The following is a 10,683-nucleotide window of genomic DNA, read 5'->3' as shown; positions in this document are numbered from 1 at the left end:
TTTTTTTTTTTTTTTTGTTATACAAAACCACGTGGGGTTTTTTTTTTTGTTTTGGGGTCCTTTTGTGGGCCGCCAAAAATATTGCCACATGTGTAAAATTTTTGGGGCCGCGCCAACATGCAGATGATTAACCGCTGTTTCTGATCACTGATCAGCCTCAAATTTTTCTTGAGGCTGATGACTTTAGAAAATCGGGGTATGTAGAAAAGAAGTGCGTCGGGAGGGGCTCGAACCCCCGACCCATGCCTTAGAAGGCTAAACAAAACGCCATTTATTGCCGTTGATTAACATAGCTAAAATAAGACAAATCATTAAAAATCAATGACTTACTAATTAATCGTTACTTTATTGTATTGATTAGAATTGATTGATATACTCTAAATCGGGGTACATGGCGGGTACATGGTACAGATACGGAGTACATCACAATGGCAAAGATTAATTTTACGGCTGGTCGTATTTCCGACTTTTCATGTGAAAGTGGACAAAATCAGTCTTTCCTTTGGGACACTACAGCCCACGGTTTGGGTTTGCGGGTCACGTCCAAGGCAAGTAAAGCCTATATTTTTCAAGCCAAGTTAAACGGCGAGGTCATCCGTATCACTATCGGCTCACCAAGCACATGGACAATTGACACAGCACGAGCTGAAGCGCGCCGCCTGAAAGTTATTATCGACAATGGCCAAGACCCACGCCAAGTAAAAGCAGATGGACTGGAAGCCGCGCAAATGGCGCGTGATGCCAAGGAATCGGCAAGAACGTCCAAATCGAAGCAAGAAGCAATCGAACACGATAGGCGTAACTTAATTGCCCGTGATGTTTGGGATACTTACCTCGCCATACCTCACCCAAAATGGGGAGCGCAATACCGCATCGACCATAACACCGTCGCCAATGCAGGCGGAGAGCCCTGCAAAGTTGGTAAAAACACGACCAAGCCCGCACCGCTGTCCTACCTATTAAGCAAACCCTTGCACGAAATAACCGCGCCCGTCGTTCTTGATTGGCTAGCGAATGAATGCACCACGCGCCCGACGTTTACACATAACGCATTCCGTAAATTTCGGACATTTATTAAGTGGTGCGCAAAACATTCAGAATACAAAAACATTGCCCATGCCGACTGCTGCACAACCAGCGAAGTAAAAGACATCATCCCATCCAGCAAGACGAAAGAAGGCGACTGTTTGCAGCGTGAGCAATTGCCCGATTGGTTTTCCGCCGTTCGCAAAATTGCAAACCCTGTAATTTGTGCTTACTTACAATCACTCTTACTTACTGGCGCACGCCGTGGCGAACTGGCGATTGTAAAATGGGACGACATCGACTTTAAATGGAACAGCATGACCATACGCGACAAGGTGGAAGGATTGCGCACCATTCCATTAACGCCATATGTATCACACATTCTGTCCACCCTACCCCGCCGCAGTGAATGGGTATTTAGCAGCCCGACCGCCGCCAGTGGATACATTACCGAGCCGCGCATTGCCCACACAAAGGCGTTACAGATGGCAGGCTTACCGCATGTTTCGTTGCATGGCTTACGCCGTTCATTTGGAACACTGTCAGAATGGGTGGAAGTACCGACTGGCGTAGTGGCGCAAATTCAAGGACATAAGCCAAGCGCATTGGCCGAGAAACATTACCGCCGCCGCCCGATTGACCTGTTACGCATGTGGCATGTCAAAATTGAATCATGGATATTGGAACAAGCGCAAATTGATTTTGTGCCAGTACAGGTGGGTTTGCGAGCAATAAAGTAACGTACCTTGAATTTTTTAACTTGTAACGTATAATCCACAATATGCCATGTATCAAATAACAGATTATCTAACCGAAGAAGGGCAAGACCCTTTCAAAGAGTGGCTTGCAAGCCTTGCTGACCGTCAAGCCCGCGCGCGTGTCTTAGTAAGATTGCAGCGAATGGCAGCCGGTAATTTTGGCGATTGCAAACCCGTTGGAGATAGCGTTTGGGAATTGCGAATCGACCACGGCGCTGGTTATCGTGTGTATTACACGAGAACTGGTGGAAAGCTGGTGTTACTGCTCATCGGTGGCGACAAGCGTAAACAACAGGCCGATATTGATACTGCTATAACGTACCTGAAAGATTGGAATAGGAGAAATGCACCATGAACAAGACATCCAGACCACATGATGATGCAGTAGTTGAACTGCTACGCGAAGACCCGTCTTTTGCGGATGAATACCTTGCCGCTGCAATGGAAGAAGCTGACCAAGATGGTGGCCGTGAAGCACTGCTAGCGGCCTTACGGCACGTAGCGGAGGCGCAAGGCATGGCTGCCGTTGCCGAACGAGCAGGCATTCCGCGTGAAAGTCTTTATCGCGCCCTATCACCGACTGGTAACCCAACAATAAAAACACTACTTGCGGTATTGGATGCGGCCGGCCTAAAGCTAGGTGTACATCGGGCAGTTGCAGCATAAATCTATGCATTTGCCTAACCCATCACACCCAGGCGAAACCCTGCGGGAAGATATATTACCTGCGCTCAACTTGACCATCACACAGGCCGCTGAACAGCTAGGAGTAACGCGCGCGGCACTATCTCGCGTGCTGAATGGCCGTGCTGCCATCTCACCTGAAATGGCATTGCGTTTGGAAGGCTGGCTAGGCGTGGAAAATGGCGGGCGCGCAGACTTATGGATAGCAGAACAAGCCGCTTATGATTTATGGAAAGCGCGCAAAGCCGGAACACCTAAAGTAAGTCGAGCAGTAATTTCTACTTTAATCGCCGTGTAACACCATGAACACAATGACGTACTCTGAAGCAAGCATTACAAGCGAAAAGTATCGAGTCCGCGATTAAAAAAACTATTCAGGAAGAACTCCGCAAACACTAAATTAGTTTTAAGCATCAAGCTAGTTCGACGGAACGAAAAGCGGCGACCTTCACTGCCTGCTTGATGCCCCTATTTTGAAGGCTGACACCTGAAGGGGTGGCGCATGAACTCAGACCAACGCTTACGCAATTTTGCACTTGAAGACTTAAAGCGACTTATACCACCTGCGCATTATTGGCTAAGAGAACATGCTCCAATTGCAGATAGAGAATTAACCCAGCCCATGCTTGAACGGCCAATCCAATTTGGACTGACACCCCGTGAGCATGACGCAGCAAATGCTTTAAATGTTCAAGCGACCTATTTAATTCAAAGCCGCGCAATATTTGAAATTGCCTATCCAGCCCAAGATTATGACGAGCCGCGCCTTGATGTTGGCATGGATGAAAATCAAGAGAGAGAAATTTATGGAAGACGTGAGCATTACAGACAACAAGCATTGTCCTATGCCATCACTATTGGCGATACTCAATTAGTCGAAGCGTTTCAGCCCATGGAATGTACGACCTCGCCACCTATCGTTGATAAAGCACGGACTAAGTACACTTGGGGAGAACTCGAAGTAGAGAAACTTATAAGGGAGAGCAAAGAACCGGATATGACACATAGTAAATTGGCTCAAAAATACAATGTAACTCGTCAATTTATTTCAAAAAAATTGAAGGAAGCCGCCCCGCCAAAAGCCAACGCATTTACTTCGTTCGTGAAGTCCGGCAAAAAATAGGTTGCGTTACCTGGTTGCGCAAACCCGCCGCAAACCCGCATAGAATATAGCTTCAATGGTTGCCGCAACCGATAGCATTGGTTGCCATGCGTAGATTCCTCAATCGTTACTCAACGATAAGGAATAGAAATGCAAACACTTCAAGCACTGCGCCAAGCTGTCAATACAGCACAGGCCGCAAAAGCATTAAACCGAGCACCGCAAACCCTCAGAAAATGGGCATGTTTAGAAAATGGCCCGATTCGTCCAATCCGCATTAATGGCCGTCTTGCTTGGCCACTGGATGAAATCGCCGCCCTGCTAAACGGGAGCGCCGCATAATGAAAAACCCAGACAGCCACCAAGCATCATCTGGGTTTAAGCAAACATCATTCTTGCCTGAGCCTGAGTTTAACCCACTTTGGCCGACACCAAATACCCTACCCGCAAAATGTTTATCAATGCTATTGACCAGCCGCACATTCACCCACCCAGAGTTTGAGGAACAAACGGGAAGTTGGCGATTATCTGCCGTTGTATTCACGCTTAAGGGCTTAGGCTGGCCTGTTGATTCTTGGGATATACCCGCTCCAACACCCGAAGCACCAGCGCGATATATAAGCCGTTATTTCCTCTCACCTGAGACGATTCAAAAAACCTTTGAGGGTGCTAAATGACGCGCTCCAAGTTACTGCTAATCCGCATTACTTCGACAGTATCACCAGAGATTGCAATCATGGCGCTGGTGTTATCAGTAACCGCGTGGAGGTTTGCATAATGAAAGATAACGTTATTTTCTGCGCCTCCCTACTCGATGCCTTTACCAGTGTTGGCATGACCTACCCCGAAAGGGGGATGGTTGCGGGTAAGCTGGTTCGTTTTTCGGCCAATGGCAAACCCACCGATACCGCTGGATGGTGCAAACTGTATCCTGATGGCGCGGGTGCCGCCTTTGGGTGCAATCGTGAAGGCACATCTCATATTTGGCAACTGAGAGACGCGAACGCACCAGCGCCGAGCCTGACAGAACGCAAAGAAGCCAAAGCGAAAGCCGACGAGCAACGCAAGCAAGCCGATATTGAAAGAGCCGCGCAATATGCCCAAGCTGCCGGTAATGCTTTGCTCATCTATAGCAAGACCGTTGATATAGACCCACAACACACTTACATCACACTAAAGCAAATTACCCCATATCACGCGCGCCAAAATAATGATGGCTCTATCGTGCTGCCTGTATTCGCTAGTGATGGCACATTACAGTGCTTGCAAACTATCCGACCAGATACCAGCAAGAAGTTTCTGTATCAGGGAAAAATGAAAGGTGGCCGCTTATTTATTGGCGAGCCAGCAAACGGTTCGCCGCTTGTGTTGGTTGAAGGTTGGGCGACGGGTTGCAGTATTCACGAAGCGACTAATGAAACTGTGGTCATTGGATATTCAGGTTCTAATTTGGCGATGGTGGCTGCTGACTTAAGGCTTCACTATCCAGATTCATTATTGCGGGTGGCTGGTGACTTAGACGAACACGGCAAAGGTTTAGAGTATGCCCAATCCGCCGCCGCTGCTGGTTCGCCTGCCGTGGTGGTGATGCCTGTATTTTCTGATGGTAGCGAGTCGGGTGATTTTAACGACTTACACCAAGCGGAAGGACTGGAAGCGGTACGCCTGCAACTGTTAGCGGAATTAGATTTAACTTCGCGTGAGATTGCGCCATTCATGCAACCACTTTTATATAGTTGTGATGCCCGCGACGGTACAGCCAACACACGCCCACTGACCGAATTGGGCAACGCGCAACGCTTATATGATGTGGCTGGTGACCGCCTTAAATACGTACACGACGCGCAATCATGGATTATCTGGAATGGTTCATCATGGGCGTGGAATGGTGGCGACGGGGTGCGCTCTATCGCTGCCAAGCTGCCAAATCAAATATATAGTGAAGGTGTCGGGTTTGCGAGCGATGCCGAACACTTCGCTAAGTGGTCAAGGAAGAGCCAGGAACAACGCACAATAATTGCATCCGTCTCGATGCTGTCTGACTTCGCAGATATACGCCTGCCACTGGCCAATGTTGACGCTGACCATTTCATCATTGGCTTCAATAACTCGACGCAAATAATTAACCTTCGCAATGGCTCTATACGGGCTGCCATTCCTTTGGACTACATCACAAAGAGCCTAGGCGCGCAAACAATCGGAGACGCTACAAAGGCCGCTAGATGGCTTCAATTCTTAGACCAAGTATTTAATGGCGACCAAGGATTAATTGACTGGATGCAGCGGTTTTGCGGATACCTTTTAACGGGTTCAACACAAGAGCAAATATTCTTGTTTTGCTTTGGTCATGGCGCAAACGGCAAGAGTGTTTTTATCGAAGTATTGAAACACATCATAGGCGATTACAGCCGCGCCATTGCATCCGAAACACTGAGCGAAAGCAAACGGGCTGCTGGTGGTGCAACGCCTGACCTAGCCGCTCTAATTGGTGCAAGATTAGTTATCTGTTCGGAGACTGAAGATAATACCGCGCTGGCAGAATCACTGGTGAAGAGCCTGGTATCTGGCGATAGTATGGCCGTTCGACAGTTGTATGCCGCGCCTGTTCAATTCACGCCTAACTTCAAGCTGGTCATGGCGGGCAATCATAAGCCCATTGTGCGCGGCAATGATAACGGTATCTGGCGACGGGTAAGGCTAGTACCATTCAACCGAACGTTTGCGCCTGATGAACGAGACCCGCTATTACTCACCAAGCTAAGAGCCGAAACGCCGCATATTTTGGCGTGGATGGTGCAAGGCTGCATTGATTGGCAACGTGTCGGATTAAGCGTAACGCCTGCAACGATTCGACAAGCTACTGATGCTTACCAAGTCGACCAAGACTTGACGGGCACTTGGTTAAGTGAATGTACGACAGTGGATAAATTTGGCGAAACATCCACAACAGACCTATACGCCAACTATAAATTGTGGAGCATTGATAACGGCCTAAGGCCAGCCAGTGCGGTATCACTTGGGCGACGATTGGGGGAGCGTGGCTACAGTGTTAGACAGTCACATGGTAAGCGTATTTGGTGCGGTTTAAGCCTGACTGATTTACGCCATGAAGATGATGTAAAAAGTTACGCAAACCGGAAAGGTGGCTATTAATGGCACTAATCAACGTCAATCAATTAGTGCGGGTGCGGGGGGGTGCGCTTCTACCCCCTATTTCAAAAACTTTTACATAGAGAGTTATTAGAAGAGTTTACGAAAACAGGCATTTATCCGCACCCCCCGCACCCGTTCAGATTTTTAGGTGTGGCTTTATGACGGACTTGTTTGGCGATGAATTGAATGTAAAGCGTACCAATACCAAGCCTGAAGCCGCCGCATTGGTGGAAGTTTTAATGACATTGCGCGGTCATTCAATGGTTGCATGGTGCGAAAGAATGAATAGCGGAGCCGTGAGGGTGGGCACTCGGTTTATTCGCTTTGGCTGGGTTGGCTGCCCTGATGTGATAGGCCAGTTAAAAGATGGTCGATTGCTTGGCGTGGAAGTAAAGGCAGAGAAGGGAAAACTAAGACCGGAGCAATCTATTTTCTTGGAGCGTATCCGGTGCGCTGGTGGCGTGGCTTTCATGGCGAGGGATTGCAGGGACGTATTGAGGGAATTAACCAAGTGATGATTAAAGAGATTGGCCAGCCTGACAAGCTGGTTTTTTATTGGTGAGAAACTGATAATTCAAAGGTGAACGCAAGCAGCATTTGAAATGTAACTTACCCTATCCACTTTAAAATCCATAAGGGTAGGATTTGAAATCTTGACCTTCAATGAACCACCTCAAAATTGAGGCGGTGCAACGCGGTCACACGGTAGTACCGCGTTTGAAACGCGATACTCACGCGGCGACATCCGCAATTTTACGGAGACCGCGTCCACCGCCTCCACAATTTTATGGAATCAAGAATCTTGTGTTTTCTTAAGGTTCAGCGGAAAAATAACACCGCATTGGTTCGCAGAATAGCCGGAATTTTCCGAACACGTTTTCATAGAAGGAAGGCTGTTTATTGTTCGGAAATAAACCCGAATTACCGCAATTATAAGTCCGCACCTGGCAACGTTGCCAGATGTGGCGCTGGGGAGTATGTACGCCAAGGTTACGTCAAGGGTAAGGCACAATAGCATCACCCGAATTTTTGGGCGACGACCGAGACACCCGAAACGGGGGCTTCGACTTGACCTAGAGCGACTTGACTTGAACTAGGGCGAATTAATATTCGGGAGTGTCGGGAAATTGGATAGCCTGTCCCAAACTGACGGTCTGGTAAATGCTAAGGTTTGCTAAGGTTCACTGAGCAGTACAGGCCCGCGCGCGCGACTAGGCACCCTATATTCAATCTCCGTAAAGTTGCGGAGACGTACGCGCCCGCGCGCCGGTGTGTAATGGTGCAACGTTGCACGATATGTTTCCGTGCCATGCACTCGCCCGCGCTCGAGGCGACCTAAGAAAACCTGAGATTGCACTGCCCCCAAAATTAGGGCGAGTGAGCATGTACCAAACTGAGGTTTTCACGGCTCAATTTTGCACCGCCAAAGTGACGGTCTTAAATGATGGGGAATGCTTGGGTTCACTGAGCGCAATTTTGCGCCATCAGATTTAATGACGTAACAGTCCTGTGAAAGAATTGTGTCGTTTGTTTAAACGCACCAGCGTGAGTCTGCGTACAGAAAGTTATTGAATCCACCAATTGAACTGTTGTGCTGGCGAGTGATTTCAGTAATGATGAAGTATCGGAGGAAATACCATGGGCATCATCAACAAGTTCAAAGGAATGATTTTCGGTGCAAGGACTGAGAACTTGACGCAACCGTCCTTGCCAACGTTAATGCCACAGCCAGAGAAAATCCAACAGATTACGGATGCCAAACATAGCGAGGATTTTTCTGAGGACGATGTTTTAGAGGCTAAAATTCGTGCACAGAGCGCGGTCCGAATTATGAACGAATCTCTTGGAATCGCAAATAACTCCATAGATAGAGGCACACGCGAACACAAGTTTAGTATCGTCCGACGCGAACTTGCATATCTCAAACAAATCGTAGCGAAATTTTCAGCCATTAAGCCGATTGACTTGCATAGCTTTGAGGCGAGCATTATTGCAGTAGAGAACGAAACCCGCTCGCTACCCCACAACGAATTAGCTGACCCCAGCATCAAAGACGTGCCAGATAAGGCTCAACCAACATCTTTCGAATTGCAGAGGAAAGAGATTGAAAGTCCCGAAAGAAGCGGACAAGACCAACCGCATTTCAGCGCAGACAATAAACATGCCATACTTATGTGTATTCAAAGCTGTTTCCGGGTCGTAAATGAATCAATCGCGATAGCACGGAAAAGCAAGAACCGAGAAACACAAATTTCCCGGATTGGCGTAGCACGGGATTGCTTGAAGGAAGCGCAAAAGCAAGCCAGTCAATTTTCTCTTAAGGTTGATGGCTTTGATGTGGCTGAAGCTGAAATCACGAGGATTGAAGAAGCAATTAGAACGTGCGCACCGACAGAGATTGCAGGAATGCCACATATTGAAGTAAATACTGAATTTTCCAGTGCTGCGCGCAATCTCTTGAAAGTAGCGACCGCATTAAAAAGAGAAAAAAAATATATTGAGGCTTGCGAAAAGTTGCGTAAAGCATACTCCGCAGAAGGTGCTGAAAATCTCATGATAGAAGATAGATTACGCCTTCCGATGTACCTTCAGCTTGATGGGAGGAACGACGAAGGATGGGACGAGCTAAACCGCCTTAATCTTCGATACCTTGACCAATTCTCACAGCCAAGAATTGCTAACCAAATGAGAGTATTTCTTAAAAAAGAAGGTAATGAGAATGCAACAAACCCAGTGAGGCTGATTCTACAAGGCGAAAATACGCCGAAGCCATTGAATTCGGCTTTGGAGCGTGTCCGCTTCACGATGGGAGAGTTGCAAAACACACCGATACCAAGTTGGATGAATGAGGACTACTTGGGATTAAGTTTTAGTGCCACATTACAGTTGCGCACTCCGCTTCGTGTTTTGCTTCGGCATGACGAGCTGTATCTGAAAATCGATGGCCGTCAACCGCAAATTGCTCGTGAACCGTGGGAGGGTATCTGGCTTCCAAAACCAAAAACCTTCAAAGAAATGGGAATTGACATGCCAGAATTTCCACAGGGAAAACATGCTTCATCCATTGGGCCGATTTTGCCTTGCGAATATTTGCCGTTTCTTATTGCCATTCGGGGAATAGTTGAAATAAACGATGCTATCGAAAAGCGCATCGACAAGCTACGTAACATGCTGTCTACTTGCGACTGGCATGAGTATCTCGATAAACATGGTGGAACAGAAAAAATTGTCCAATATTTCTTTCCTAAATTTATCTATCTGGCCGATGGCCTGGACACGCCGAACAGCATTGCTGCCGCATCCGATGAGACGCTATTGGCTATTAAAGGAATTGGCTCCGCAAAGTTGAAATCAATACGTGAGCGTTGCGCTTGCATTACGGAAAACCGCGACACTAATAGAGTGGACGATGTGTTCAGGTAAGCGAATAGAAAATTTAGAAGCGTAACGCGCTGTCACATTCTGTAACGCCACAACTGGAAACCGTTTCCAATGACAAGCAATAGATAAAGGTAGCACTGGCAATGGCACCCTAGTCTGAAATCAGACGAGGGTTTGCCGCATCTTCGGAATTTCCAAAGATAGATACCCAATTTGCGGTTATCTAGAATCAATTAAAAATTAGCCCATTTTTAGGAGTATTCCGCAAATCGGGGTACACAGTGGGTACATGGAACATAAAGGATGACACAAATAAAACATGAGTCACAAGCACAAACTTGCAACTCATTGATTATATTCGCGTTATTTGGTGCGTCGGGAGGGGCTCGAACCCCCGACCCATGCCTTAGAAGGGCATTGCTCTATCCAGCTGAGCTACCGACGCGCGGGAGAAATATGTGAACTTATTATGAAATGATGATGCTCGTCATAACAATCTAGTGTTCTGGTACAGAATACTAGGATTCAATTCAATCAAATTCTGAAGTGCTATTGTATTATTTAGCACGTATATTATTC

Annotated in this window: 10 protein-coding genes and 1 tRNA gene; 10 read left to right on the top strand and 1 reads right to left on the bottom strand. The window is 47.4% G+C overall.

The annotated features are described in order from the left end of the window. Nucleotides 1-428 precede the first annotated feature (428 nt). The 10 genes from AAKU64_RS10310 to AAKU64_RS10265 all read left to right on the top strand — a co-directional run bounded on the left by AAKU64_RS10310 (nucleotide 429) and on the right by AAKU64_RS10265 (nucleotide 10,146). Nucleotides 429-1,766, top strand: coding sequence for a tyrosine-type recombinase/integrase (locus tag AAKU64_RS10310; protein WP_354362098.1), 1,338 nt, complete (start codon nucleotides 429-431; stop codon nucleotides 1,764-1,766). A gap of 46 nt (nucleotides 1,767-1,812) precedes the next feature. After that, nucleotides 1,813-2,139, top strand: a complete 327-nt coding sequence (locus tag AAKU64_RS10305; protein ID WP_354362097.1) for a type II toxin-antitoxin system RelE/ParE family toxin — start codon at nucleotides 1,813-1,815, stop codon at nucleotides 2,137-2,139. Beyond that, nucleotides 2,136-2,450 carry an addiction module antidote protein gene (locus AAKU64_RS10300; RefSeq protein WP_354362096.1) on the top strand — a complete coding sequence of 105 codons (315 nt, stop codon included), beginning with the start codon at nucleotides 2,136-2,138 and terminating at the stop codon, nucleotides 2,448-2,450. The genes AAKU64_RS10305 and AAKU64_RS10300 overlap by 4 nt, the downstream gene beginning before the upstream one ends. Before the next feature lie 4 nt (nucleotides 2,451-2,454). Then, the gene (locus AAKU64_RS10295) at nucleotides 2,455-2,766 is read left to right on the top strand and encodes a HigA family addiction module antitoxin (protein ID WP_354362095.1); all 312 of its coding nucleotides are present in this window, start codon (nucleotides 2,455-2,457) and stop codon (nucleotides 2,764-2,766) included. A gap of 204 nt (nucleotides 2,767-2,970) precedes the next feature. Next, nucleotides 2,971-3,591 carry a hypothetical protein gene (locus tag AAKU64_RS10290; RefSeq protein ID WP_354362094.1) on the top strand — a complete coding sequence of 207 codons (621 nt, stop codon included), beginning with the start codon at nucleotides 2,971-2,973 and terminating at the stop codon, nucleotides 3,589-3,591. Between the two features lie 129 nt (nucleotides 3,592-3,720). After that, nucleotides 3,721-3,912, top strand: a complete 192-nt coding sequence (locus tag AAKU64_RS10285; RefSeq protein WP_354362093.1) for a MerR family transcriptional regulator — start codon at nucleotides 3,721-3,723, stop codon at nucleotides 3,910-3,912. After that, nucleotides 3,912-4,247: a hypothetical protein gene (locus AAKU64_RS10280; RefSeq protein ID WP_354362092.1), complete on the top strand. Its 336-nt coding sequence runs from the start codon at nucleotides 3,912-3,914 to the stop codon at nucleotides 4,245-4,247. The genes AAKU64_RS10285 and AAKU64_RS10280 overlap by 1 nt, the downstream gene beginning before the upstream one ends. A 100-nt stretch (nucleotides 4,248-4,347) precedes the next feature. Further along, entirely contained in the window at nucleotides 4,348-6,723 is a 2,376-nt protein-coding gene (locus tag AAKU64_RS10275) for a phage/plasmid primase, P4 family (RefSeq protein ID WP_354362091.1), read from the top strand. A gap of 158 nt (nucleotides 6,724-6,881) precedes the next feature. Next, nucleotides 6,882-7,238: a VRR-NUC domain-containing protein gene (locus tag AAKU64_RS10270; RefSeq protein ID WP_354362090.1), complete on the top strand. Its 357-nt coding sequence runs from the start codon at nucleotides 6,882-6,884 to the stop codon at nucleotides 7,236-7,238. Between the two features lie 1,123 nt (nucleotides 7,239-8,361). Next, nucleotides 8,362-10,146 carry a hypothetical protein gene (locus tag AAKU64_RS10265; protein ID WP_354362089.1) on the top strand — a complete coding sequence of 595 codons (1,785 nt, stop codon included), beginning with the start codon at nucleotides 8,362-8,364 and terminating at the stop codon, nucleotides 10,144-10,146. A gap of 326 nt (nucleotides 10,147-10,472) precedes the next feature. On the opposite strand, the gene AAKU64_RS10260 is transcribed toward AAKU64_RS10265, so the two are convergent. Then, nucleotides 10,473-10,549 (bottom strand) — tRNA-Arg (locus AAKU64_RS10260). Nucleotides 10,550-10,683: the final 134 nt, after the last annotated feature.

Source organism: Undibacterium sp. GrIS 1.8, assembly GCF_040544445.1.
Taxonomy (GTDB): domain Bacteria; phylum Pseudomonadota; class Gammaproteobacteria; order Burkholderiales; family Burkholderiaceae_D; genus Undibacterium.
This window is presented reverse-complemented; position numbering and strand designations above follow the sequence as displayed.

Coding starts and splice junctions, on each gene's coding strand:
- AAKU64_RS10310 (WP_354362098.1), top strand. CDS start 429: ATGGCAAAGATTAATTTTACGGCTGGTCGTATTTCCGACTTTTCATGT.
- AAKU64_RS10305 (WP_354362097.1), top strand. CDS start 1,813: ATGTATCAAATAACAGATTATCTAACCGAAGAAGGGCAAGACCCTTTC.
- AAKU64_RS10300 (WP_354362096.1), top strand. CDS start 2,136: ATGAACAAGACATCCAGACCACATGATGATGCAGTAGTTGAACTGCTA.
- AAKU64_RS10295 (WP_354362095.1), top strand. CDS start 2,455: ATGCATTTGCCTAACCCATCACACCCAGGCGAAACCCTGCGGGAAGAT.
- AAKU64_RS10290 (WP_354362094.1), top strand. CDS start 2,971: ATGAACTCAGACCAACGCTTACGCAATTTTGCACTTGAAGACTTAAAG.
- AAKU64_RS10285 (WP_354362093.1), top strand. CDS start 3,721: ATGCAAACACTTCAAGCACTGCGCCAAGCTGTCAATACAGCACAGGCC.
- AAKU64_RS10280 (WP_354362092.1), top strand. CDS start 3,912: ATGAAAAACCCAGACAGCCACCAAGCATCATCTGGGTTTAAGCAAACA.
- AAKU64_RS10275 (WP_354362091.1), top strand. CDS start 4,348: ATGAAAGATAACGTTATTTTCTGCGCCTCCCTACTCGATGCCTTTACC.
- AAKU64_RS10270 (WP_354362090.1), top strand. CDS start 6,882: ATGACGGACTTGTTTGGCGATGAATTGAATGTAAAGCGTACCAATACC.
- AAKU64_RS10265 (WP_354362089.1), top strand. CDS start 8,362: ATGGGCATCATCAACAAGTTCAAAGGAATGATTTTCGGTGCAAGGACT.